Source organism: Clostridioides sp. LIBA-7678 (assembly GCF_056716065.1).
Window position 1 is genome coordinate 4,031,640 of the sequence record NZ_CP196987.1, and the last position, 26,810, is coordinate 4,058,449.

The 26,810-nt window shown below is 29.2% G+C and carries 27 protein-coding genes and 1 other annotated feature; of the genes, 2 read left to right on the top strand and 25 right to left on the bottom strand.

Features of this window, described 5'->3' with window-relative positions; translation table 11 throughout:
* Window positions 1-85: 85 nt before the first annotated feature.
* The 19 genes from ACTG46_RS18605 to ACTG46_RS18695 all read right to left on the bottom strand — a co-directional run bounded on the left by ACTG46_RS18605 (window position 86) and on the right by ACTG46_RS18695 (window position 19,554).
* On the bottom strand, window positions 86-1,201 hold the full coding sequence (locus tag ACTG46_RS18605) for a M20/M25/M40 family metallo-hydrolase (RefSeq protein ID WP_054277753.1): 1,116 nt from the start codon (window positions 1,199-1,201) through the stop codon (window positions 86-88).
* Between the two features lie 150 nt (window positions 1,202-1,351).
* Window positions 1,352-2,653 (bottom strand): hypothetical protein, encoded by a 1,302-nt coding sequence (locus ACTG46_RS18610; protein ID WP_479923380.1) that lies wholly within the window; start codon window positions 2,651-2,653, stop codon window positions 1,352-1,354.
* Window positions 2,654-2,718: 65 nt separating this feature from the next.
* Window positions 2,719-3,588, bottom strand: coding sequence for a 16S rRNA (adenine(1518)-N(6)/adenine(1519)-N(6))-dimethyltransferase RsmA (gene rsmA, locus ACTG46_RS18615; RefSeq protein WP_054277755.1), 870 nt, complete (start codon window positions 3,586-3,588; stop codon window positions 2,719-2,721).
* Between the two features lie 158 nt (window positions 3,589-3,746).
* Complete coding sequence (gene rnmV, locus ACTG46_RS18620) at window positions 3,747-4,277, bottom strand: ribonuclease M5 (RefSeq protein ID WP_054271959.1); 531 nt, start codon at window positions 4,275-4,277, stop codon at window positions 3,747-3,749.
* Window positions 4,278-4,638: 361 nt separating this feature from the next.
* A complete protein-coding gene (locus ACTG46_RS18625) occupies window positions 4,639-5,706 on the bottom strand; it encodes a putative 2-aminoethylphosphonate ABC transporter substrate-binding protein (RefSeq protein WP_231301273.1) in 1,068 nt (355 codons plus the stop codon).
* 11 nt (window positions 5,707-5,717) lie between these two features.
* Window positions 5,718-7,406, bottom strand: coding sequence for a putative 2-aminoethylphosphonate ABC transporter permease subunit (locus ACTG46_RS18630; protein WP_054271961.1), 1,689 nt, complete (start codon window positions 7,404-7,406; stop codon window positions 5,718-5,720).
* A 17-nt stretch (window positions 7,407-7,423) separates the two neighbouring features.
* The gene (locus ACTG46_RS18635; protein ID WP_219673894.1) at window positions 7,424-8,419 is read right to left on the bottom strand and encodes an ATP-binding cassette domain-containing protein; all 996 of its coding nucleotides are present in this window, start codon (window positions 8,417-8,419) and stop codon (window positions 7,424-7,426) included.
* Window positions 8,420-9,256 carry a PHP domain-containing protein gene (locus ACTG46_RS18640; RefSeq protein WP_054271963.1) on the bottom strand — a complete coding sequence of 279 codons (837 nt, stop codon included), beginning with the start codon at window positions 9,254-9,256 and terminating at the stop codon, window positions 8,420-8,422.
* 3 nt (window positions 9,257-9,259) lie between these two features.
* Window positions 9,260-10,429, bottom strand: a complete 1,170-nt coding sequence (locus ACTG46_RS18645; protein WP_054271964.1) for an alpha-D-ribose 1-methylphosphonate 5-triphosphate diphosphatase — start codon at window positions 10,427-10,429, stop codon at window positions 9,260-9,262.
* Window positions 10,430-11,143 carry a phosphonate C-P lyase system protein PhnL gene (locus ACTG46_RS18650; protein ID WP_054271965.1) on the bottom strand — a complete coding sequence of 238 codons (714 nt, stop codon included), beginning with the start codon at window positions 11,141-11,143 and terminating at the stop codon, window positions 10,430-10,432.
* Between the two features lie 40 nt (window positions 11,144-11,183).
* Entirely contained in the window at window positions 11,184-12,050 is an 867-nt protein-coding gene (locus tag ACTG46_RS18655) for an ATP-binding cassette domain-containing protein (RefSeq protein WP_054271966.1), read from the bottom strand.
* Window positions 12,043-12,912, bottom strand: a complete 870-nt coding sequence (locus tag ACTG46_RS18660) for an alpha-D-ribose 1-methylphosphonate 5-phosphate C-P-lyase PhnJ (protein ID WP_243194192.1) — start codon at window positions 12,910-12,912, stop codon at window positions 12,043-12,045. The genes ACTG46_RS18655 and ACTG46_RS18660 overlap by 8 nt, the downstream gene beginning before the upstream one ends.
* Window positions 12,913-12,931: 19 nt before the next feature.
* On the bottom strand, window positions 12,932-14,017 hold the full coding sequence (locus ACTG46_RS18665) for a carbon-phosphorus lyase complex subunit PhnI (RefSeq protein WP_054271968.1): 1,086 nt from the start codon (window positions 14,015-14,017) through the stop codon (window positions 12,932-12,934).
* Window positions 14,018-14,019: 2 nt separating this feature from the next.
* The gene (gene phnH, locus ACTG46_RS18670) at window positions 14,020-14,595 is read right to left on the bottom strand and encodes a phosphonate C-P lyase system protein PhnH (protein ID WP_054271969.1); all 576 of its coding nucleotides are present in this window, start codon (window positions 14,593-14,595) and stop codon (window positions 14,020-14,022) included.
* 14 nt (window positions 14,596-14,609) lie between these two features.
* Window positions 14,610-15,041 (bottom strand): phosphonate C-P lyase system protein PhnG, encoded by a 432-nt coding sequence (phnG, locus tag ACTG46_RS18675; protein ID WP_054271970.1) that lies wholly within the window; start codon window positions 15,039-15,041, stop codon window positions 14,610-14,612.
* Between the two features lie 256 nt (window positions 15,042-15,297).
* Complete coding sequence (locus ACTG46_RS18680; protein ID WP_479923381.1) at window positions 15,298-16,068, bottom strand: TatD family hydrolase; 771 nt, start codon at window positions 16,066-16,068, stop codon at window positions 15,298-15,300.
* A 29-nt stretch (window positions 16,069-16,097) separates the two neighbouring features.
* Window positions 16,098-18,035 carry a methionine--tRNA ligase gene (metG, locus tag ACTG46_RS18685; RefSeq protein WP_074180069.1) on the bottom strand — a complete coding sequence of 646 codons (1,938 nt, stop codon included), beginning with the start codon at window positions 18,033-18,035 and terminating at the stop codon, window positions 16,098-16,100.
* Window positions 18,036-18,118: 83 nt separating this feature from the next.
* Window positions 18,119-18,367 (bottom strand) — a binding site (T-box leader).
* A 65-nt stretch (window positions 18,368-18,432) separates the two neighbouring features.
* Window positions 18,433-18,954, bottom strand: coding sequence for a spore maturation protein (locus tag ACTG46_RS18690; protein ID WP_054271973.1), 522 nt, complete (start codon window positions 18,952-18,954; stop codon window positions 18,433-18,435).
* A 15-nt stretch (window positions 18,955-18,969) separates the two neighbouring features.
* Complete coding sequence (locus tag ACTG46_RS18695; RefSeq protein WP_054271974.1) at window positions 18,970-19,554, bottom strand: nucleoside recognition domain-containing protein; 585 nt, start codon at window positions 19,552-19,554, stop codon at window positions 18,970-18,972.
* Between the two features lie 131 nt (window positions 19,555-19,685).
* Here ACTG46_RS18695 and ACTG46_RS18700 point away from each other — a divergent pair, with 131 nt between their 5' ends.
* Window positions 19,686-21,116, top strand: a complete 1,431-nt coding sequence (locus tag ACTG46_RS18700) for a nicotinate phosphoribosyltransferase (protein ID WP_054271975.1) — start codon at window positions 19,686-19,688, stop codon at window positions 21,114-21,116.
* 36 nt (window positions 21,117-21,152) lie between these two features.
* Window positions 21,153-21,581 (top strand): Lrp/AsnC family transcriptional regulator, encoded by a 429-nt coding sequence (locus ACTG46_RS18705; RefSeq protein WP_021386461.1) that lies wholly within the window; start codon window positions 21,153-21,155, stop codon window positions 21,579-21,581.
* A gap of 187 nt (window positions 21,582-21,768) precedes the next feature.
* On the opposite strand, the gene ACTG46_RS18710 is transcribed toward ACTG46_RS18705, so the two are convergent.
* From ACTG46_RS18710 to ACTG46_RS18735, 6 genes are all read right to left on the bottom strand, one after another.
* Window positions 21,769-22,473, bottom strand: a complete 705-nt coding sequence (locus ACTG46_RS18710) for an HD domain-containing protein (protein WP_054271976.1) — start codon at window positions 22,471-22,473, stop codon at window positions 21,769-21,771.
* A gap of 22 nt (window positions 22,474-22,495) precedes the next feature.
* Window positions 22,496-23,329: a 16S rRNA (cytidine(1402)-2'-O)-methyltransferase gene (gene rsmI, locus ACTG46_RS18715; RefSeq protein WP_021386462.1), complete on the bottom strand. Its 834-nt coding sequence runs from the start codon at window positions 23,327-23,329 to the stop codon at window positions 22,496-22,498.
* The gene (locus tag ACTG46_RS18720; RefSeq protein WP_479924080.1) at window positions 23,330-24,076 is read right to left on the bottom strand and encodes a tRNA1(Val) (adenine(37)-N6)-methyltransferase; all 747 of its coding nucleotides are present in this window, start codon (window positions 24,074-24,076) and stop codon (window positions 23,330-23,332) included.
* Between the two features lie 79 nt (window positions 24,077-24,155).
* The gene (locus tag ACTG46_RS18725; RefSeq protein ID WP_167639855.1) at window positions 24,156-25,049 is read right to left on the bottom strand and encodes a PSP1 domain-containing protein; all 894 of its coding nucleotides are present in this window, start codon (window positions 25,047-25,049) and stop codon (window positions 24,156-24,158) included.
* Window positions 25,046-25,981: a DNA polymerase III subunit gene (locus ACTG46_RS18730; protein WP_074180066.1), complete on the bottom strand. Its 936-nt coding sequence runs from the start codon at window positions 25,979-25,981 to the stop codon at window positions 25,046-25,048. Before ACTG46_RS18730 ends, ACTG46_RS18725 begins: the two co-directional genes overlap by 4 nt.
* Window positions 25,982-25,983: 2 nt before the next feature.
* Window positions 25,984-26,673 (bottom strand): dTMP kinase, encoded by a 690-nt coding sequence (locus tag ACTG46_RS18735; protein ID WP_054271980.1) that lies wholly within the window; start codon window positions 26,671-26,673, stop codon window positions 25,984-25,986.
* Window positions 26,674-26,810: the final 137 nt, after the last annotated feature.

The window sequence follows — 26,810 nt, forward strand, 5'->3', positions numbered from 1 at the left end:
TTCAATAGAGATTATCAATCTTCTATAAAATGAAAAATCACCTAGCTTAAGCTAGGCGATATATATTATACACTATTATTTAAATTTATGCTTCTTTTATTATCTCTACTACCATTTTAGCAGAATCATATAAATCTTTTATAGCTATATGTTCGCTTAATGTATGAGCATTTTTCATACCTATTCCTAAAGTTATAGCTTCGATACCATTTTTACTTAATATATTTGTATCACTACCTCCTCCTGTAGATTCAGTATGACCTTCTATACCTAAGTTTGAAAAAGCTTTCTTTGCAAGTTTTATTATTTCAGAATCCTCACTAACATCAATTGGAGTATATGCTCTGTTTACATCTATTTCAATTTGAGCTCCAAAATCTTTGGCAGCTTTTTCAAAAGTATCTACCATATGTTTAGTTTGAACATCCAATTTATCTTCTTTTAAACTTCTAGCTTCTGCAACTATATTAACTTCACCTGTTACTATGTTTGTAGCTGTTCCGCCGTTTATAATTCCTATGTTAGCAGTTGTTTCTTCATCTATTCTAAGTAAATTCATATTTTCTATTGCTCTAGCTGCTACCATTATAGCACTTATACCAGCTTCAGGCTCAAGACCTGCATGAGCAGTCTTTCCTAATATCTTAACATTTATTACATCTTGTGCAGGAGCTTTTACTATTATTTCTCCAGGAGAACCTCCACTATCTAATACAAAAGCATATTTAGAATCTATTTTTCCATAGTCTAAATTTTTAGCACCAACTAATCCACATTCTTCACATATAGAGAATACAACTTGTATATCAGTATGTTCTATGTTATTTTCCTTTATATATCTTAGGCCTTCTAATATAGCTGCTATACCTGCTTTATCATCAGAACCTAATATTGTAGTACCATCACTTTTTATTATTCCATTTGCTTCATCCACTATAGGTTTTACTCCTATACCTGGAGTTACTGTGTCCATATGTGAACTAAATAATATTTTCTTACCTTCTTTGTTTCCTTTTAATGTAGCTATTATATTGCCAGTTTCTCCATTTGTTTTTTCACCAGCATTATCTACTGCAACTGAACAACCTATTTCTTCTAATTTTTTAACTAATACTTTAGCAACATTCCCCTCTTTTAAAGATAAACTGTCTATCTGTATTAATTCAAGGAACTCGTTTAAAATTCTTTGCTCGTTTATCATAATTTTCCTCCATAATATAATAGGTATTTCAACATATATTGTAGTGTAATATTTAAATATTATCAATAGTTTTTAAGTTTTTATATTACTTTCATTAATTTATTTTAGTAAAATGAAAGTTAAAGCTAAATTCTTGCATTTTCATTATTTCTATCTGACTATATTTCTTTGTCTAGAATCTATAAAACATAACCAGTATCCTAAACTATTTGTTCTATTGTCACAAGCTTGGTATCTTAAGAATCCTGTACTTCCATTGTCTGGCTGTTCACTTCTATTTCCCGGAATAGCATATATATAATGTTTTCTTTTATTATATTCATCATATTGAACTCCAAATAAGTAATGTCTATATTTATATGAATTTAATACTGCATCACTATACATCGTATAATTCAACACATTTAAATATCCTAAATGTGGCATTGTATATCCACATAGAGTTGTAGGGTTTATCTCTATTTTCCACCATCTTGTCTTATCTATATAATCTGTCGCAAAAGGTTTTACTTCTCTAAAAAGTTTCAAACCTTTCTTTATTTGTCTAGGCATAAGTAATGTTCCAGCTTGTTTATTTCCACTATCTCCTTGACTTATTCCATTAGCTCTTTTTATTTTTTCAATATTATTTAACTCTTTTTGAGCTTTCTTTGATTTAGTAGGTTTTGAAGAAACGATAGCTTCTTCTTCTCTACTTATTTCAAAATCTTCTTCATCATCTTCGTCATATTCCTCATCATACTCCATATCTCTATATTCTTCTTGTGCTTTAACCTTATTATAATTTTCTATTTCCTTATAGTTATTAAATTCTTCTATTTCCTCATCACTAGAATCTTCTATATCCGTTCTTGCTTTTAACTCTCCCTCTTCAACGTCTTCATCATCTTCCCAATAATCTTCATACTCATCTTCATCATATTCTTCTATAATATATTCTTCATCGTCATTCCCTTCTTCTCTATCACTCTCTTCCTCAGCGTCTGACTCTTCATATTCTTCGTCTTCTTCCAATTCTTCATATTCTTCTTCATATTCTTCTTCATATTCTTCTTCATACTCTTCTTCTATCTCTTGGAATAATATGTCCTCATAATTTTCAATCTTATTTCCTTTAAATCCAATTAAAGGTATGTTTCTTTCATACAATAACGCAATACCTTTTATCTCATCATCGTAATCTTCTAAATCTAAAACAAATTCACCTCTTCCTTGTTCATTTAAAATTATATTTCCCAAGTCTATCAATCCATGGTCACCTTTTATTGCTACTGCTTTATACCCATCTTTAACATATTTTAGATTTTCTACATATAATGCAATAATTGCTTTTTCATCATTTACTTCAACTTTTGCAAAAGCTTTTGGCAGTACTCGTTCTTTGTATCTAAAGTTTATGTCTTTAGCTTCTAGTATTATATAGTCTCTTTTAAACTTTCTTTTAGAACCCACTGCAATCCCCCCTTAACACAGTTTCTCTAAACAATATATGTTGATAAAATAAAAAAAAGTACCTTCTATTTAGAAGATACTTTTGTATTTATTATATTTGAAAGAACTGCAAACTCTTCTATACTAAGAGTTTCGCCCCTTCTTTTTTCGTCTATATTAGCTTCTTTTAATATTTCTCTTATTTCATCTTTATTAAGAAAACCAAGTCCTCCCAACGAATTGAGAAGAGTTTTTCTTCTTTGTCCAAAAGATGCTTTTACTGTTTTAAAAAATAGTTCTTCATTATGAACATCATATTTTTTTTCAGCTCTTACATGTAGACCTATAACTGTAGAATCTACATTTGGTTGTGGTATAAACATATGTCTTGGAGCTTTTGCTACAATCTCTGTTTCACAATAATATTGAACAGCTATAGATAATGCTCCATAATCTTTAGTGCTTGGTATAGCATTCATTCTATCTGCAACTTCTTTTTGAACCATGACCACTATATCTGTTACAGGTATATCTTCTTCTAGAAATTTCATAACTATTGGGGTAGTTATATAGTATGGGAGGTTTGCCACAAGCTTAACTGGCCCACCATTTAATTTTTCTTTTATTAGTTCTTGTATATCTACTTTTAATATATCTTTGTTTACTACTTCTGTGTTATCTAAATCTGACAATGTGTCTTTCAGTATAGGGATTAAATTCCTGTCAATTTCTATAGCTACTACTTTTTGTGCTACTTTACCCATTTCACGAGTAAGTGTACCTATACCAGGCCCCACTTCTATTATATTATCGCCTTCTTTAATTCTAGCTCCAACCAGTATTTTATCAATTATATTACTATCTATCAAAAAATTCTGACCTAGAGACTTTGAAAATTTAAAATTATATTTTTGTACTACTTCTTTTGTTGCACTATGTGAAGATAGTCTATCCATTATTTACTCCTTTTGACTTATTTTAAGATTTAATTTTTTTAATTATACATATTCGTATGTATTTAAAATAAAGTATTTATTAGAAATATTTTATCTTAAATTAACCTGTGATTTTACATCCATTTTATATAATATTTTTCACATACTAAATATTACACTTAGAGCTGTTTTAATGCATCTATAAATTCTTCTCTTTCAACTCCATAATTATTCAATCTATTTAAAAATTGTTTCGCGTTTCCATATCCAATTCCAAGTATTTTGCCAAGTGTATCTCTTCTAAGTGATGCATCTTCATTGCCTATAAGACCATTTCTAATTAAATCAACTTGTTTAAATTCATTTCTTTTTTCTGTATTTTCAGTTCTGACTTTATTTAAAGCAGCTATTATACTTTTAGGAGTAGCATTTTCAATACCTATATCTCCATCTTTTTTAGCTTCTTCTCTTGGTAGAAATGCATGTTTACATCCTGGAACTTCTGATGCTATTTTTTTTCTTATTTTTTCACCTGCAAAGTCTGGGTCTGTAAATATTATAACACCACGTCTCTCATTAGCAGATTTTATACGCTCCATTACACCTTTTGGAAATCCAAATCCACCTGTAGTTATAAGTTCTGCATCTATTGCTCTCTTAACTGCTGTAACATCATCTCTACCCTCTACTACGATTATTTCTTTTATCATATAAATTCACCTTTTATTCATTTTTAGTTTTTCTTTACATCTCTTTATTTTAAAGTTTTTATTTGATTTAATCAAGGTACTAAACTATTTATTTTTATTTGAAAACATATCTTATTAAAAAATTATTTTATTAGATTAATATAGACTTTGTTTTTTATAACCTTATTTCCAAATATGATTAAAGATATTCTTCTGCATATTCAATCTGTAAATATATTTTCTTAATATTCATTATATCCTTCTGTCAATAGGATATTTATATATAAAAAAGTGAATTCCATCTATTGGAATTCACCTTTTTATATTTGTAAATTATCATTTTATTTTGGTATACTTTATTTTAAGTTAATTTACTATAAGTTTAACTCTCTTTTTCTGTTTTTCCATCATATTTTGATATCCATTTATTTAATATAGTTTCTCTATTTTTTGCTGCTGATTTTAAATCATTATCTATCATTTGTTCTAATGGCTTTTTGGGGAATCCTTCTGGAATTGGATTTCCTGTAGAAACTGTAGTAACAGCATAATTCTTAGAGTATTCATTCATTGCATCCTTACTTATCGCCCAATCCAAAAATACTTTTGAAGCTTCTTTTATATCATCTTTTTTTACAAGCGCATTTGCTTCTATATCCCATCCAGAACCTTCTTTTGGAAATACAACTTCTACTGGATAGCCTTCCTCTTTTAGTTTTATACCTCTATATCCAAAAGATATACCTATAGGGTATTCTCCAGAAGCTGCTGATGTAGCTGGAGCTGAACCAGATTGAGTATATACACCAATATTTTCATGCAATTTATCCATATATTCCCATGCTTTTTCTTCTCCCATAATTTGTATAAGCGCTGATACTGTTAAATATCCTGTACCAGAAGAAGATGGATTAGGCATAGATATAAGCCCTTTATACTCTGGTTTTGTTAAATCTTCATAAGAACTAGGAACTGGTATATTTTTATCTTTTAATTCTTTAGTATTTACTGTTATACCTGTCATCCAGGCATCTATTCCAACCCAAGAAGGAACTTCCTTATCATCCTTAAAAGCAGACTCTATTTCCTCAGAGCCTTTTGGAGCATATGGCTCTAACATTCCTTGGTCATCTGCAACTAACAAGCTTGTAGCTGCAACTCCCCATACAACATCTGCTTGAGGATTATCTTTTTCAGCAAGTAGTCTAGCTGTTATATCTCCTGTTGATGCTCTAACGATATTTAATTTTATATCTGGATATTGTTTTTTAAATGTTGCCAGATATGGTTCTATACTATCCTCTTCAATTGCTGTATAAACTGTTAAATCCCCTTTTGTCTTACTATCAGTCTTTGAATCTGAACCTGATGAGGCAGTACTACACCCAGTTATTACACTCAATAAAAGTGTTGATAATACTCCTAAAGAAACTAGCTTCTTAAATTTCATTTTTACCTCCCCTAAGCAACATCTTTTTGTTGCCATTTTTGTGTGTTATTTTTCAACTTCTTTGTGACAAATTCGTACAAAAGCCTTACTACTATATTTGTTAAAAGCACTAATACTGCCATAGCAGCCGATGGTCCTATATATCCTATCTCATCTAACTTTAGTATTGATATTGATGCAGTCTGAGTTTGAGGAGTATATAAAAATATTAATGCTGAAACAGTAACCATTGAATTTACAAAATAATATACTACTATTTCAAGTATTGATGTTATAGACATTGGAACTGTTATGTTAAAAAACACTTTATAAAATGGTATATTTATAGATTTTGCAACTAATTCATATTCTTTATCCAACATCTTTAAAGATGAATTTGAAGTTATAAAACATACTGAATAAAAATGAACTATATTTACTATTACTAGTATTGCTGTACTTCCATACAGAAAGTTTAATGGGTTATTTGATGAGTTAAAAAAAGTTATGTATGATATACCCAAAACTAATCCAGGCAATGCCATAGGTATCATCGATAAAAAGTAAGCAGTTTGTCTTAATTTAGGAAATTTATCTACCTTTTCTATCATATATGCACTAAAAAATACAAATATAGTTCCAAATATTGCTGTCAATGTTGATATTTTTAAACTACTTAAATAGGTTTTTATCCCACTTCCCAAGATACCTTTAAATGCATAATGTTCCATTGTAAAACTTAAATTATATGGCCATAGCTTTATAACTGAACCTACAACTGAAACGAATATCAAAATAAAGATTAATAAAGTTATAAAACTACATGCTATTAAAAACATTCTATCTCTAAGCTTGTTTTCCTTAATTTTATATGGCATAGATTTTGCAGTTATAGTCATTCCTTGCTTTTTACTTGCCATCTTGTCTAATGTAAAAGCTATCAATACAGGAATCAACATTACCATAGAAACAGTTGCCCCCATTGGTATGTTAAATTGTCCTACTACTTGTTTATATATGTCAGTAGCCAACACATTATAGTTTCCTCCAACTACCTTTGCTGCCCCAAAATCTGTAAATGCAAGTATAAAAGATACAAAGAATGAACTCACTAGCGAGTACTTTATACCTGGAATTGTAATTTTACAGAATTTCTTAAATTCACTAGCCCCCAAGCTATCCGCCGCTTCATAAAGTCTATAATCTGCCATTGAGAGTGCAACAGATAATATTAAGAATGCTTGTGGAAATGTAAATAGTATCTGAGAAATGATTATTCCTAATGGACCATATAATTGAACTTCAAACCCCATTGCGGTAAAGATTCCTTTATTTCCAAAAAGGTATATAAGTGAGATACCATATAACATGGTTGGTGCAAAAAGTGGAAACATCCCCATTGTTTTAAAAAAGTTCTTAAACTTTATATTTGTTCTCGTTATTGCATACGAATATATAAATGCTAAACATAATGATATTAAAGATGAAACTGTAGATACAAAAATTGAGTTTTTAAATGATGCTATAAGACTTGGGTTTTCAATATACTTACTAAAGTTTGAAAATCCTATAAAATTTCCATTTGTATCTAAGAATGCATTTTTTAATAATGATACTAATGGAAACAATATAAATATTATTAGTAAAACTACTGAAAAAACTAAAAAACATTTTTGTATCGTGCTATCACCTATTCTTCTTTTGTTTTTTACTGTTATCATTTATTCACCTCTAGCTATTAAGCACATCCCTCTGATTTATACTCTACGATTCCTTCTTTAGGTATCTTAAAGCTTATTTTAGAACCTATACATAGTTTCATCTGTTCAGCAACTTTTGAAACTACATCTAACTTCATTTGCTTAGAACAGTACTCAACTGTAATTCTATAATTAAAGCCTCTAAATTCAATATCCAAAATCTCACCAATTCTTACATCCTTATCTTTAGAGTCCTTATTAAACTCTACTTTTATATCTTCTGGTCTAATAGCTATTTTATTAATACCATCATCTATAAAATTTATTGTTCCTATAAAATCAGCTACAAAAGGTGTGTTAGGATTTTTATACACTTCTTTTGGTGTTCCAACCTGTATTATTTCTCCACTATTCATAACCACCATTTTGTCAGCCAAACAAAGCGCTTCTTCTTGGTCATGAGTTACCATTATAGTTGTGATTCCTAGCTTTCTATGTAGACTTCTAATCTGCTCTCTTAGTTTCAATCTTACTTTTGCATCTAATGCAGATAACGGTTCATCAAGAAGTAAAAAGTCTGGTTCTAAAGCAATTGCACGAGCTAATGCTACTCTTTGTTGCTGTCCTCCAGATAATTGTGATGGATATTTTTTCTCGTATCCACTCAATTCTACAACTTCTAGCACTTCTTTAACCTTCTTATCGATGTTAGATTTACTTATATTTTTATTTTCTAATCCAAAAGCTATATTTTTGTAAACATTCATGTTTGGAAATAGTGCATATGACTGAAAAACTATACCAAAATTTCTACTTTCAGGTGGCGAATTAGTCATATCCTTATCATTTATTATTATTTTTCCATCATGCTTATCCTCAAGACCTGCAATTATTCTAAGCAATGTACTTTTACCACAACCACTTGGACCTAATAAACAGATAAACTCTCCTTTTTCAATATCAATAGATATATCTTTTAACACTTTGACTTGTCCATAACTTTTACTTATATTTTTTACTTGTAAAAAAGACATTTATAAAACCCCTCCTAAAGCCAACCTAAACTTAAATAAGTCTTCTCTATTTAAGCTCTTGCTTCCAAGTTCATAGTTATGCTGAGAATAATCTCCATGGTAATCTGAACCTCCTGTAATTACCAAGTTGTACTTCTTAGCATAAAAAAGTGATTCTTTTTCTAATTCTTTATTGTGCGAAGGATGATATACTTCTATACCATCTAATCCTACTTTTACCATATCTTCAATAGCACTGAAATTATCCATTTGACCAGGATGAGCTAATACACAAATTCCACCAGAACTCTTTATAGCTTTTATTGCATCTCTATAATCCACATACTTTAAGGATACATATGCCTTGCCATTTCCTCTATGAAACAATTCTTTATATAGACTAGAATATATATTATCTGTATATCCTTTATCTATGAGAGCTTTCATTATATGCTGTTTAAATATTCCAGTCCTTGATGAGTATTTCTTTACATCTTCTAGCGATATTTTGTACCCTAAATCCATAATTTTATTTACCATCTTAACAGATGCTTTATGTCTATCACATACCATTGGATTACATAAGTTTTTTATTTCTTGACTGTCTAAATCTATGTTATACCCTAGAATATGAACTCTTTTTCTATTTTTATAATCATAAGCTGAGATTTCTATCCCTGGTATTATTGTCACTCCATAATGTTCTCCAAGTACAAGAGCTTCATCTAATCCAGATAAAGTATCATGATTTGTTATTGCTAGTACATTTATATTCTTTTCTGATGCTTTTTTTATTATTTCTTCTGTAGTTAAATTATTATCTGATATACTTGTATGACAATGTAAATCCGTTAACAATATTTATACCTCCCTTTTATAAACTGTATTTCCATTTACAATAGTATTTACAATCTTTGGATACTCACTATCAATATCTAACAAGACTAAATCGGCTTTTTTATTTTCTTTTATGCTACCTCTTTCATCATATATGCCTACTGCTTTAGCTGGATTTGAAGTAAATAAATTGACTGCTTTATTTAAATTGTTAGTTTTTTCTGCAACTATACACATAGATTTTATCATAGCTGATGGAAGATAATCTGAACAAACAATATCACAACAATCTTCCAATATAGCATCCATTGCTTTTAAGTTGTTATTATGAGATTTTCCCCTTACAATATTAGGTGCTCCTAAACAAGTTAAGACTCCTAGCTTCTTTGAATGTTTTGCAACCTCAAGAGTTATAGGAAATTCAGATACATTGACGCCTATATTTTTTATAAAATCTACCTTTTCTAACGTATCATCATCATGTGAAGCAATATTTATGTTTTTATTTTTTGCTTTTCCTATAACATTAGCTATTTTATTCCAATCCAAATTATCATGTAAATCTACTAAACCATTTAGCCATGTATCAACATAATTTTCTGTAACTCCCCATACTTTAGTAGCATACTCTCTATAAAATGCTGGATTTGTATATTGACCTTGGCCTGGAGAATGGTCCATTATTGATAAATAGTCTATTTTATTTTGTTCCAATAATTCTGAAACCTTATCTAAACCTTCATGATATAATACTTCATATCTTAAATGTACTTTATGATTTATACTCTTACTATCTATGTTTTTATATGAATCGATATTTTCAATCATCTTTAAAGAATTATCAATACTTCTAACTCCTACTCCATCTCCTAAAGATATAGAATGATAAACTGTAGTTATTCCATTTGCAGGTAGTTTTTTATCAAGCTCATAAAATGCCATATTAAATGGTAATAATGTACTTGGTCTTGGCTCTATTTCCTTTTCAATGGCATCACTATGAATATCTATAATACCAGGTATGACATATAAGTTTTTTGCATCTATTATTTCATCTATCTCATTAAAATCAAATGCATAATCAATCTTATCATTTGATACTTTTTTTATTGTATCTCCTTCTATAATTAAATGAGCATTTTCAAGTATTATATCCTCTAATACAATATTTGCATTATGAATTAGTTTTATCATCTAGGCTACCCCACTTTCACTCATAGTCCCTTTTGCCATAGTAAAGGTTTTATCTATAACAGTTTCCATAAATTCTATGTCATGGAAAATTCCTATCATTGTAGTTCCTTGACTTTTAAGTTCCAACATTTTTTCTTTTACATATATTTTAGATTGATTATCAAGTGATGCAGTTGGTTCATCAAGTAATAAGAGTCTAGGCTTTTTAACCATTGCTTGAGCAAGATTTAATCTTAGCTTTTCTCCACCAGAGAAATTATTTGGATAAGCATCCCATAAATTTTCCTTTATTTCAAATTGATTTAGTATATCCTTTGCCATGTCATATGCACAAATCTTTTCAAATCCGCTCTCAATTAATGAATGTACTACTAGTTCAATTGCAGTTATACGTGGCAGTGTCTTTAAAAACTGTGATACATACCCTATTTCCTTTTTTCTAAGGTTTATCATTTCTCTGTCCCCAATTTTAGCTAAATCTACATTTCCATATATTTCTGAGTTAAATATTATTTCTCCAGTTGTTGGTATGTATGTTTTATAAATACTTTTTAATATAGTTGACTTACCTGCTCCAGATTTACCTATTATTCCTAAGAACTCCCCTTTTAAAACTTCAAAATTTATATTATTACATGCTTTTATAGTCTTGTTTAATGCATGTAGTTCAAAATCTTTACTAAAATTATTTACCTTAAGTATAGTTTCTTTCATTTTATTTAAAGCCCCCATTTTACTTATTTACAAACAATATTTATAACAGTGAATTTATAAGTTGCTGAGTGTATGGGTGTTGTGGGTCTTCCATTATTTGGTCTGTAAGACCAGACTCAATCACACTTCCATTTTTCATTACAATTGTTCTATCTGCAAGCATCTTGATAACATCAAAGTCATGAGATACAACTACCATAGAAATCTTTAATTCTCTTTGAATTTCTCTTATTAAATCCAACACTTCTGCTTGTACAGATACATCTAAACCTGTTGTAACTTCATCTAGTAACAATATTGGAGGATTATTTGAAAGAGCTTTTGCTATTTGAACTCTCTGTTGCATTCCTCCACTAAAATATTTTGGTTTATGGTCTATTCTCTCTACAGGTATATTAGTTTTTATTAGAAGTTCTTTGGCTCTATCTCTTATTTTTTCAACATTATACAAGTTTGCCATTAATAATTTTTCTGCTATATTGCCACCACTGCTAAAGTCCAAATTTAAACCAAGATGAGGATTTTGATACACAATACCCATAAAGTGATTCTTTATATATCTCTTTTTCTGGTCTGAAAGCTCTAATATATTTTCATCTTTATTGTAATGTGATATATATACTTCTCCACTATTTGCATGTTCTTGAAAAAACAGTATCTTTAACAATGTACTTTTTCCTGAGCCAGATTCACCTACAATCCCAAGGACTTCTCCTTCATAAAGTTCCAGACTTACATTATTACATGCGACTATAGAACCACAATATTTACATATATTATTGCTTTCATATCCTGTACTTTCAAAACACTTCTCACATCCATCTCCATAAATAAGATTGATATTTCTTCCTATTAATACTTGTTTGTCTATGTTTTCTACTCTTTTCGTTTTATTTATATTACTCATTCCAAGCACCTCCGATTGTCACATCTACACCGTTATTTCTTAACCTAACTTTTTCACAATAACTTGTATCTGAGCAACTATAGTACTTTTCATTGGTGTCACTATCGTATACTTCATCCAAAAATGTATTTGTACTTTTACATAAACTACAATGCTTTCCTTCAAATTTTTCCTCTTCAAATTTGTAATCTTCAAATTCTAAAGGTTCCACTTTTGTGTATGGAGGAATTGCGTATATCCTTTTTTCTCTCCCTGCTCCAAATAAGAATAAATTATCTGACATGTTTAATTTTTTTATGTCAAACCTTGGTATTGGAGATGGATTCATTAAATATCTATCATTTACTTTACATGGGTATTCAGCGGCTATTGATATATCATCAAATCTTACTATATCTTCATAAAGATATACCCACATCCTACTGTAATCTTCTTCTGAATGCATTCTTCTCGTTTCGACTTCACTAGGTTCCACTATTCTAAGTGTTTCTGGTATTGGTACTTGAAATATTAGTATTTGGTTAGATTTTAGTTTTTCTTCTGGTATTCTATGTCTTGTTTGAATCAGTGTAGCTTCTAACGTATCTTTTGTAGTTTCTACATTACTTACATCTGCAACGAAACTCCTTATATTACAAGCATTTGTAGAATCATCACTTCCCTGGTCAATTACTTTTACTACATCATTTTTACCAATTAATGATAGTGTTAATTGTAAACCTCCAGTACCCCATCCCTTAGCTATAGGCAACTCTCTTGAACCAAAAGGAACTTGATAACCAGGTATTGATACTGCTTTTAATATCTTTCTTCTTATTTCCTTTTTTGTGTTTTCGTCTAAAAAACCATAGTTATATATCACCTAAACTTACCTCCATAAACTATTTTATTCTTTCTACATCCGCTTTAAAATCTACATAATGAGGAAGTTTAAAGTGAGATATAAATCCTAATGAATCTATTCCATCTATATGAAGCAATACAAATTCTTCATCTTGTGCTAGTTTTTCACTATTTGGTTCTAGAGATTTATCCAGTATAGCCATAGATATAGCCTTATTCTCATTGTTCCCCATACAAAGACCATATCCTAGAGACATCTTATTTTTATCTCCCAAATTATTTTTAGAATTTTCAGTCTTATTCTGTGACGCTTTGGATACTATTTCACATTCAGTAACCAACATATCACCTATTGTTATTTGCTCATCTTCATAGATTGGATGTTTTATTTTTACAGATACATTACCTGTTCTAAGTTCACTTATATATGGATGTTCATCACCAAACCCTCTTACAATAGCATAAGCAAATCCTGATACTACTCCACTTTCACCTCTAGTTAAAGCCTGTAATTTTGCTGACCTAGAAACTGGAAATCTTAGACTATTCCTTGTAATATCATCTATCACTTCCTCTGATTTATCTGAACACACTTCTTCTTGCAATAAATTTTCTTCTCTAAATATATTAGATATCTTTGTAAACTTAGGGATTTCATCTACTTTTTCTAATTCATTTATAAAATTATTTTTAAATTCTCTATTCTTTTTCTCATCTTCTTCTAATAATTCTACATTTAGTATTCTATTCTCATAATCTCTTGTTGCTCCAAGGTATTGTCCTCCTGGTATGTCTTTAAATGTAGCTGATATTCTTCTCTTTATTCTCATTTCTTCTGTGTTTATAGGTTGTGAATATGTAACTCTAGGCATTGTTGACCTTAAAGCTCTTATATAAAAAGATGCTTCTAATATATCACCTTGAGCTTGTTTTATAGCTAAGGCAGATAATTCTTTATTGTATAAACTTCCTTCAGACATTACTTTGTCTACAGCATAAGACATCTGTTCCTTAATCTGCTTTACATCTATAGGTAAACTCTCTCCTTTTACTCTATAAAATTCAAGTATATTTTTAGCCTGTAATATAGCTTCTTCTCCACCTTTAACTGCTACATAAGCCATTGTTATAGTACCTCCCAACTTAATTTTGATGACCTTGGTATAAAAGCAAGTTCTCCCTTTTTATCTACTAAAATTAAATCTACTCCTATTGGATAATCTTTATTTATAGTAGACAACCTCTCTAGAAATTCTTTTTTAATGCCATGTAAATAGAGACTATTTTTAGATTTTATACCAGGACCACTTAAATCAAGCTTTATATACTTAGTTTGATAATCTATTGATAAATCATTTACTTGATGTATTATGGTAGCACTCTCATCAGGATATTCAAAAGAACCTATTCTAACTTCTAGTATATCTATTTCTGAATTAGTATCTAAAAATATATAATCTGACCTTTTATAATCTGCTTGATTTGACATTGTAAGTGCTCTTATATTTTTTATATCTTCTTGTGTATGATTCTCTACATAGAAGGTAACTTCTTGGTCTAATAGAGTAATTGCTATACCAATTGCTCCATTTGATAGTTTTGTATTATTTTCTATATTTATATTATCTATATTATTTAATTTCCCAGGAAATGAAGCACTATCTAGCAGTTTTCTATATATTTCTTGTGTATAATTTACCATGACTCTCCTCCTATTTAATCCATAGTATTGAATTGAACTTTTGTTTTATTAATTAAGCTAAACTCATCAATAATCTCTTGCTCATATCTCAAGTTCTCTTCATATACACTTTTATTTATATAATTTTTTAGCTCATCAAATTTAGTGTTATTGCTATGTAAAACTGCATCTATAGTTGCTAAATAAACAACTTTCTTATCATCATTTTCTGCAACTATTCCATAACCTAAACTTTCGTCTACTTTTACGCTACATTCTGTAACTAATATCTCTCCTAAATTAAAAGTTGTATTATTTACACTTTCATTGGCTCTTACCATTACTGTAGCTAAGTTAGGGTCTTTGATTATAGAAATGCTTGATATATCTTTTATCATTGAATATATTTTTTCTAGTTCTCCTAAATCCATATTTATCAATATCTTAGTACTATCAATTGTATACAAGATTTTGCCTCCTTAATTTACCTTTCGTTTACTTATCTAAGAATATAATAAACAACTTAAGTTAAATAGATATTATGTTTCAGTTAAGTCTAATGGATATCTTGTAAATTCTTTTTTAACAATGTTAAGAAAATATATATTAAAAAGATAAAATAAGTCACTAGAAATAAAAAAAGTATACCATTCAAACTGAATGGTATACTCATCTTGTACTTATAAATTGCTCATTTCATATGTCATTATAAATTTTAATTGTTTATTTTATATTAAAAAACTTCTTTGCATTTTCTTTTGTAGTTCTGCATACTTCTTCATAGGATATTCCTTTTTCTTGAGCTATTTTATCAGCGACAAAGGCTACTTGAGAAGGGTTATTTCTCTTTCCTCTGTGTGGCTCTGGTGACATATATGGTGAATCAGTCTCTATAAACAGTCTTTCTAGAGGAATTTCTCTTACTACTTCTCTAGTTTTCTTGTTATTCTTAAAAGTAACTGTTCCTGGAATTGATATATAACAACCCATTTTAACATATTCTCTAGCTAACTCTACATTGCCACTATAACAGTGAAGTACACATCCTATTTCAGGACTCTTAGTGTTTTTTATTATCTCAAAAGTATCTCCATGTGCATCTCTATCATGTATTATTATTGGAAGTTTTAACTCATTAGCTAACTCAATTTGCTTCTTAAACCACTCTTTTTGCTCTTCTCTTGGAGAATAATCATAATAGTAATCTAACCCAATTTCTCCAATAGCTACAACTTTTTCATTTTCAGTTGCAAGTTTTCTTAAAGTATCTATTGCTGTATCATCTAGCTTTGATACATCATGTGGATGTACTCCAACTGCTGAATATATAAAATCATACTTTTTTGCTAGCTCAATTGCTGTTATTGATGTTTCTATATCCGCACCTGGATTTACAACCAAATCGACACCTTTTTCTTTTAATGAACCAATCAGTTCATCTCTATCTTCATCAAAACTTTCATCATTTAAATGTGCGTGTGAGTCAAATAACATCTTTAATCTCCTTACTGTTTAATTGCCTATTAACGAACCTCGCATCCATCTTTAGCTCCTTGTGTAAATGGTAGAATATATGGGTCTCCATCATCACCTGCTGCTAATATCATACCTTGAGATTCTACACCTCTTAATTTAACTGGCTTTAAGTTGCATACTACTGTAACTTCCTTGCCTACCAAATCTTCTGGCTTATAGTATTCAGCTATTCCTGATACTATTTGTCTTGTTTCTGGTCCAAGTTTAACTTGTGACACTAATAATTTATTTGCTTTTGGATGCTTTTCACAGCTTATTATTTTTCCTACTCTAAGCTCTATTTTGTCTAAATCATCAATAGTAATTTCTGCTTTATGTTCTAATGGTTTTTCCTCTACTGGAGGTTTTCCAGAAAACATCTCAGTTAATTCTTCTATTTCTTTTTCTACATCTAATCTTGGGAATAAAGGCTCACCTTTAAATACCTTTACATTTTCGCCAATAAGTCCAAATGTCTTTGTACTTTCCCATGTAGTTATATCATCTTGACCTTTTATTCCTATATGCTCATATATTTTATTAGCTGTTTCATTCATTATAGGATTTATTAATGTAGCGATTATTCTTATAGATTCACATAAATTATATAAAACTGTGTCTAATTCATCTTTCTTAGCTTCATCTTTAGCTAGTGCCCAAGGCATAGTTTCATCTATATATTTGTTAGTTCTTCTAACTAATTTCCATACACTCTCTAATGCTTCATGGAATTGCATCTTATCCATCTCTGCTTCAAAATTTTCTCTAGTTGATACAGCTTGTTCTTTTAAATCTGCATCAAAATCAGTTGAAACTTTTGCTGTTGGTATTATTCCATTATTGTACTTTTCAACCATAGCCACAGTTCTACTTATTAAGTTTCCTAAATCATTTGCCAAATCATAATTTATTCTTGTTACAAAGTTTCTATGAGTATAGCTTCCATCTTGTCCAAATGCAAACTCTCTTAATAAGAAGTATTTAAGTGTATCTATTCCATATCTTTCTATTATAGGCTCTGGATAAACCACATTACCTTTTGATTTACTCATCTTATCATCAGCAAATAATATCCATCCATGCCCAAATACTTGCTTTGGAACTTCTAAACCTAAAGCCATTAAAAGTGCTGGCCATATTATTGTATGGAATCTCACTATTTCTTTGCCTACTATTTGGACATTGGCAGGCCAATATTTTTTAAACTCTTCATCATTGTCAGTCATATATCCTAATGCTGTTATGTAATTACATAAAGCATCTACCCATACATAAATTACATGTTTTTCATCAAAAGGAACTTTTATTCCCCAGTCAAAAGTCGTTCTTGTTACACTTAAGTCTTCTAATCCTTTATCTAAGAAGTTTGCTACCATTTCGTTTTTTCTAGCAGCAGGGAAACAGAAACTATCATCCTTAAATAACTCTTTTAATCTATCTTCATATTTAGATAGTCTAAAGAAATAAGATTCTTCTTTTACTAAGTATGTTTCTCTTCCACAATCAGGGCATTTATTTCCTTCCAATAATTGAGATTCTGTCCAAAAGCTCTCACAAGGAGTACAATATCTACCTTCATATTCTCCTTTATATATATCACCTTGCTCATATAATTTAGTAAATATTTTTTGTATTATGTCTGTATGTCTTTTTTCTGTCGTTCTTATAAAATCATCATAAGATATATCCATAGTATTCCATAAAGCTTTTATATCTTTTATCATTCCATCAAGATATTCTATCTCTGACATTCCTTGTTCTATAGCTTTCTTTTGGATTTTTTCACCATGCTCATCTGTTCCTGTTAAGAACTTTACATCGTATCCACAGAAACGCTTAAATCTAGCTATCGTATCTGCTGCTACTGTTGAATAAGTATGACCTATGTGTAATCCTCCACTTGGATAGTATATTGGTGTTGTTACATAAAAACTCGGTTTGCTCATATTATTTACCTCCTAATTTTTTTATCGTTCTAGTTTTATAAATATTTCATTGAAATAATAAAAAATCGCCTCCTATGAGCTAACATAGGGGCGAGATTATTCACGGTACCACCCTAATTCATCTATAATAATTATGTTTCACATGAAATGTAGAAATTCACTTTATAGACATCTTAGTAGACTATAACGTGTCCAACCGTTTTATCCTAGCATATATGCTCAGATAAAAAGCTCCAAGACCATCTTCAATAAAGCTTTTGACACTAGCTTTCACCTAATCTAGCTCTCTGATAGAAAAAACCTTTATTTACTCTTCTTTTCATAGCTTATAATTTATATTACTATTTATTTCTATATAATCACTATATTATAAAATTTTTCCCACATTGTCAACAAATTATACAAATATTACATAGCAAATAAAAACAGCTGCTATAACACCAGCAACATGGGTAATCATAGCACATGATAATGTATGTCTAGTGTTTTTTATCTTTAGGCTTCCATAGTATATTGCCATTGTATAAAATATAGTTTCAGAAGAACCTACAATTGTAGCTCCCATTTTTTCTACTAAACTACCTATTCCAACCCTATTTGCAAGTTCACTATACATACCTAAAGCACCACTTCCAGATAAAGGTTTTACACTTATTAGACCTATTAATTCTTTTGGTATACTAAGCACATTTGCTATTGGTGTAAATAACCATTCTAACATATCAAGACCTTTACCTGTTTTGAATATTCCTATTGCCAAAAATATTCCTATTATATATGGTAGAATATCCCAAGCTGCTTTTAGCCCATCGATTGCTCCTTTTACAAAGCTATCATACACATCTATTTTTTTATATTTACCATAAACTACTATGTACAAAATTATTATTGGTATAAGTAAGTTTGAAAATACTTCCATGTATCTACATCCCCTTTATCTATATCTTTTTTGAAAAAATTTACATGTTATTATAGCTATTGCTGTAGATATAATGGTTGCAAATAAAGTTGTAAAGATTATTTCACTTGGATTTTGAGCTCCCATATCCATCCTTAGTTTAATTATAGTAAATGGAATTATCTGTATAGATGATATATTTATTACCATAAACATAATCATATCATTAGTTGCTGTATCTTTTTTATTGTTTAAAGTTTGAAGTTCGCTCATTGCCTTTAAACCAAATGCTGTTGCACCATTTCCAGCTCCCAGCATATTTAAAGCAATATTCATAACTATATAAGACATTGCTTTGTGACCTTTTGGAATAGAAGGAAATAATCTTCTCATTATAGGATTTAATTTCTGACCTATCTTTTCGATTAGACCTGATTCTTTTGCAATATTCATTACACCCATCCAAAGTGCCATGATACCAGCTAAACTTATTGCAAATTCTATACCTTTTGATGTCTCACTCAATATAACTTTATTTAATTCACCCATATTTTTAGAAATCAAACTTCCTATTATTCCTATTGATACCATATAAAACCATATTTTTCCTATCCTAATCATCCTCCTCTTTAAATAATTTTATGATAGTTAGGTAATACTTTATACTTGAAAGTTGTACTATATTATGTTTTAGTATAAGTGTGGGAGTTTTTATAATTTTTAATATTTAATAATAATTAAGGAGAGAAATAATGAGAAATCTAACACTTCTTACTGATTTATATCAGCTTACTATGTTAAATGGCTATTTTGAAAAAAATATTCACGAAGACATTGTTGTATTCGATATGTTTTTTAGAAAAAACGCTTGTGATGGAGGATATACTATAGTTTGTGGTATTGATCAGGTTGTTGAATACATAGATAATCTTCATTTTTCAGATGAAGATTTAGAGTACTTAAAAAGCTTAAATTTATTTTCTGATAAATTTCTAAAGTTTTTAAAAGAATTTAAGTTCACAGGAGATATATATGCTGTTGAAGAAGGAACTATCATGTTTCCTAATGAGCCATTGATTACTGTTAAGGCACCATTATATCAAGCTCAACTTATTGAAACAGCATTGTTGACTATAGTCAATTTTCAATCTCTTATTGCTACTAAAGCCTCTAGAGTTTGTTTTGCAGCTCAAGGAGACCCTGTATTTGAATTTGGGTTACGTCGTGCACAAGGTGCTGATGCAGGTATATATGGAGCTAGAGCTGCTGTAGTTGGTGGTTGTACTGGAACTGCAAATGTATTAGCTGGGAAAATGTTTGATATTCCTATAATTGGTACACATGCGCATAGTTGGGTACAAAAATTTGATACTGAACTTGATGCATTTCAAGCATATGCTGATGTTTATCCAGACAAATGCTTACTTCTTGTAGATACTTATGATGTATTAAACAGTGGTGTACCTAATGCAATAAAGGTGTTTAAAAATATTTCTGAAAAAGGATACAAACCTATGGGTATAAGGCTAGATTCTGGAGATTTAGCTTATTTATCTAAAGAAGCAAAAAAACAATTAGATAGTGCTGGCTTTTCAGATATTAGTATCACTGCATCTAATGACCTTGATGAATACACTATATCATCACTTAAAGCAGAAGGAGCTACTATAAATTCATGGGGAGTAGGTACAAAACTCATTACATCTTTTGATTCACCTTCTCTTGGAGGAGTTTACAAATTAGCTGCATCTTGTGAAAATGGAACTCTTGAACCTAAGATAAAGATTTCTGAAAATCCAGAAAAAATAAATAATCCTGGTTACAAGAAAGTTATAAGAATATATAACGAAGACAATAAAGCAGAGGCAGATTTAATTATGTTACATGATGAAGTTATAGATGAATCTAAACCTTTAGAAATCTTCCATCCTACATATACATGGAAAACGAAGACATTTACAAAATATAAAGTTAAAGAGCTTCTTAAACCACTGTATATAAAAGGAATATGCAAATATAATAAAAAACCTGTTCTTGAAATAAAAAATCATGTACAATATGAATTAAGTACTATCTGGGAACAATACAAAAGACTTTCAAAACCACACATTTATAAGGTTGATTTATCTAAAGATCTTTGGTATTTAAAAACAAAAATGATAGATTCTAAAAAAGTTTTATAGCATTAATTATTTTTATTTAAGGGGGACTGTTTATTTATGGATGTTACAGATTATAGAATCATAGAAATTTTACAGGATGATGGGAGAATTTCTATGAAGGACTTAGGAAAAATAGTTGGTTTAACTTCTCCTGCAGTTTCAGAAAGAGTCAAAAGATTAGAAGAATCTGGTGTTATAGAAGGATATAAAGCTATTGTTAACCCAGATTCATTAGGTAGAGTTATAAAGGCGTTTATTCATATTTCTCTTCCAAGTAATGGATATACAGAATTTATCGAGTCAGCTGGAAAAGACCCTAGAATTGTAGAATGTCACCATATAACAGGTGATGATTGCTTACTTCTAAAAGTAATTGTAAAAGATATGTACGAATTAGAAAATGTGATTGATACTATAAAGAAAATTGGTTCTACTAAGACCTCTGTTATACTATCAACACCGATACAAGCAAAATCAATATTGTAATATAAGTTAAATACTAATGGTTTATTAATTAATAGACCATTAAGTATCCTTAATGAAATTCCAATTTTTGATATAAAAAAAGTTGTCTTTCATAATTTTATAACAAAGACAACTTCTTTTATGTTTTTGAAATCTACATAGTTTAAACTTTAACTAACCATTTAAAATTCAATTATATTGACTAAATTTATACATGTGTATAATTACTTTTATACAAGTAATTTGTTAGAATGTATTCCATATATGTCTTTAACACGCTCACTTCTTCGCTTTTGTCTAATAGCTTTATTGTAGAAACTATATCTGCATATCCAAGTAGTATTATTCCTATAGTATCTTCACCCATTAGATTAAATACATTAATTAATTCTTTTCTACTCAAATCATTTTTCTTATACAAAGACAAAAGTATCATGTGATGTCTTACATATTTACTTATAAGTTTATATGTTTCTGTTGATAACTCTAACTTTATCCCCATATTGTCTACTATTTGAGCACCTATTTTTTCATGATTTGTAAAATGAACTCTTCCTGTTTCATCTAAAGTCATGCTATCAGGCTTACCTATATCATGTAAAAATATTCCTAACTTTAGTGCATGTAACTTATTTATACCATCCTCAACATATTCATCTAAATAATTTAACACATGTTCTTTTAAATGTATTGGGAAAAAATCTTTATCATTTAGAACGATTTCCAATTCTCTTAATGCATTTATAGAGTGCTCAAAGCAATTAACAACATGATATTTACATTCTCCTACAGACTTCATACATTTTACTTTAGGTATTATTTTTTCCAGTTCATCCTTTTTATCCAACTCTATAAACGTTTTATGTGTATCTTTTCTCTTTAAACTTTCTATTATAATTTTTTCTATTTCCATAAAATCACCTCAGATTCAGGTTTTATAAATCCAGAACTTGTTTATAAACTACATCCTTTTTTAATTTTCTATCTTTACAAACTATTTTTATTGCATCTTTTTTGTTCATACCACTTTCAATTAGTTTTAAAACATATTCCCTATCCGTAAGAGCATCATAATCTTCTTTTTTTGACTTTTCACCATGAAAGCCTTCTACTATTAATACGAACTCTCCTCTTACTTCTTTTTCATCAAATATTTTTATAACAGTTTCTATATCTTCTCTGATTATCTCTTGATATTTTTTTGTAAGTTCTCTATTTATGGAAATTTTTCTATTTCCAAGAATCTTAAACATATCTTTTAGTGTATCCTTCAATCTATGTGGTGATTCATAGAAAATTATAGTTCTACTTTCTTCTTTTATTTCTTCTAGTTGTCCTTTTCTAACTTTTTTATCTCTATCTAAAAAGCCCTCAAAAACAAATTTATGTGTATCCATACCAGAGCCAACTAAAGCAGTTACAAATGCTGTTGCTCCTGGCAGAACCTCTATCTCTATATTATTTTGTATAGCTTGCTTTATTATCTCTTCTCCTGGGTCAGATATACCAGGCATACCTGCATCGCTTATCAAAGCTATATTTTCTCCATCAATAAGTTTATTTATTAAATAATCTCCCTTTGAATCTTTATTATGTTCATGATAACTAGTCAAAGGCTTTGAAATTTCAAAATGATTTAAAAGTTTTATACTATGTCTTGTATCTTCTGCGGCAATCAAATCTACTTCTTTTAATACTCTTAAAGTTCTGTATGTTATATCCTCTAGGTTTCCTATTGGTGTTGGACATATGTACAATTTCCCACTCATCTATAACTCTCCTATATCTTCATTATTATATATTGCTTTTAGTTCTTTTGTATAATTCCCATCTTCTCCATAAACATACAATGGGTCTAATATCTTAAGCTCTGGTCTTCCATCTTTCACAAATTGAACCAAAACCAAATTAGGTGCTTTTTTAGGTCTTGGATGCACAAATTGAATAACCTTTGGCTCTAGTTTATATTTTCTTCCTAAAGTTATTATATCAACCAATCTTGTTGGTCTGTGTATCATAAAAAACTTTCCTCTAGGCATAACTAATCTAGATGCAGCTTTAATTACATCTTCTAAATTACACTTTACTTCATGTCTTGATATAGCTTTTTTATCATTTGGGTTTTTTATTCCATCAATATGCATATATGGAGGGTTTGATGTAACTACATGATAACCATTTATATCTAAAACTTTATCTATAGATTTTATATCCTCATTTATAATCTCAACTCTTTCTTCTAGACTATTTAATTTTACAGAACGAGTTGCCATTTCATATACATCTTCTTGTATTTCTACACCAATAATTTTTTTAGCTTCACTTTTACCTGCTATCAGTATAGGTATGATACCTGTTCCTGTACCTAGGTCTACAACTTTAGCATCTTTTTTTATTTTAGTAAAATTAGCTAATAAAACTGCATCTATACCAAAACAAAATCCATTAGTATCTTGTATAAGTTTAAGACCTTTTAATTGTAAATCATCTATTCTTTCTGAATCTTTTAATTGCATATTCATAAACGCTCCTCAAATATTAATAACCTCAAGTATTATTTGCTTTAAAAAAGGTAGGAAAAGACCTACCTTAAATTTAATCTTCTAATTTCTTCAACTCTCTTAGTGTAGCTTCATCTAATCCATCATTATCTTTGCATTTACCACCACAGCCATCACATTTTTTAGGCTCTCTAAGTATCTTTATATCTTCTCTTGTATATATCTTTACAGTTTTATCCTGAAACTCTACTTTAATTTGCTCTAATAGAGGATTTACTTCTACAACTTTTCCTTTTCCATCATCCGATTGCACTAGTGCACCTACAATAGGCATTTTTTCTATCGCCTCACTATATACATCATGCTCATATTTTAAACAACAGAATAATCTTCCACATATTCCAGATATCTTTGTTGGGTTTAAAGATAGGCTTTGATCTTTTGCCATTTTTATTGAAACTGGTTGAAAATCACCTAACCAAGATGAACAACAAAGTTTTCTACCACAAGGTCCTAGACCTCCTATAGATTTTGCTTCATCTCTAACACCAATTTGTCTAAGCTCTATTCTAGTCTTAAATATAGCAGCCAAATCTTTTACCAATTCTCTAAAATCTATTCTTCCTTCTGCTGTAAAGTAAAAAATCAATTTATTTCTATCAAATGTATACTCACAATCTATTAGAAACATTGTTAACTCATGTTCTTTTATTTTTTGTTGGCATAATTCAAAAGTTTCTTTTGCCTTTTCTTTATTTTCTAGATATATTTTTTTATCTTCCTCTGTGGCTATTCTTATGATTGGTTTTAGAGGGGAAACTAGTTCGCTCTCGTCCATATCTTTTGGTCCTACTACCACTTTTCCATACTCTAGACCTCTTGCAGTTTCTACAACTACATCCATATCTTGCTCTATATTAAAATCAACAGGGTCAAAATAATATATTTTTCCTGCACTTTTAAATCTTATACCTACTATTTTTATCATTTAATCACCTCGTATATATTTAAAGACATAACTTGTATGCTTATATTAAAATTGCAATTGCTCTTTATTTTACTCTTTGCATCTTCTATTATATCAATAATTTTGGACAATTGAGAATAACTAATTTTTCCACTCATATTTTGAATAAAAACTAGCTTGTCTACATTTATTAGCATATTTTTGTTCACATTTTCTTTTAACAGGATAATATCTCGAAAATAGTTTATCATAATATCCAATAAACTTATAATATTACCTCTATATTTTTCCATATTATTTGGGATGTTTAGAATCTCTACTATGTTTTTATCTAACATTACTTGAATATACTGTTGTATATCGTCCCTCATCACTGAAAATTCAGCAGACTGAGATAGACTCAAAGCATTCTCAATACTTCCTCTTGAGAAAGTAGCTAATAGTTGGGCTCTTTCTTCCTCTATACCTGTATCTATTAAATATTTTTTTAAATCTTCCATTGGTATAGGTGAGAACTTTATTATATCACATCTAGATTTTATAGTTTCTAGTAAAGATTCTTTGTTATTTGTAACTAAGATTATTATAGCATAATCTGGAGGTTCCTCTAGTGTCTTTAAAAGTGCATTTTGGGCTTCTACAGTCATTTTCTCAGCATTGTTAATTATATATATTTTATAGTCCTTATGAGGTCTTATTACTATGTCTGATTGCATATTTCTGATTTGGGCTATTTTTATGCTATTTCCATCTGGCTTTATGAGTATATAATCTGGACTATTTTCTAGATTTACATAATCAAGCAACAACTTAGACAACTCATCAGCAAACTTCTTTTTTCCTATTCCATCTATACCCTCAAACATATACGCATTATTAAGTTTATTTTTCTTTATAGAATTTGTTAAGTATTTCTTTGCAAAATTTTGACCTATAATATTTTCAAAATACATATTTATCTCTCCATAGATTTTATTGAATCAAGAACTATTTCATAAACTTCATTATGTATACTTTCAATACTTCTTAATTCGTTACCTGAAACACAATTTATTTTTTTCCAATCATATTTATCTGCTATATATAAAGCATTATTGTAAGATTTCTTCAAATATTCTATATCACTTTCATGAATATCTTTTTCTTCTTCTCCTGTAATCTTGTTTTTTCTATTTTCCATGAGTTTCTCACTAAACTCAATAGGAACATCTAGAAATACAACACAATCAGGTTGTGGTATCTTAAATAAATTAAATTCATAATCAGCTAGCCAGTTTAAATATGCTTCTCTATCAGAAACATCCATTTTAGAAGCTTGGTGTACCATATTAGAGGTTGTATATCTATCTGCAATAATTATTCCACCTTCATTGTAAAACTCCTCCCAATCGGTTTTAAATGAAGCATATCTATCTGCAGTAAAAAAAGTTGATGCTATATATGGGTCTACATCTGATGCATTTTTACCAAAATCTCCTTTTAAATACATTTTTACTAAAGCAGATGATGGAGACTCATAATTTGGATATTCTACCTTTTTAATCATATAGCCTTCTTTTTTTAGTCTTTCATATAATCTTTTTGTCTGAGTTGCCTTTCCACTTGCATCTGAACCACTTTCTATAATTATTAACTTACCTTTCATTTTCATATCCTCCATACAAACACTTTTTACTTTTTAATATAATTTTTATTTAGACAACTTTATATAAATATTCTATATATTACTCATTACAACTATAAGTTTTTTACTTCATATTATAATTTTAAACTTTGTATTAT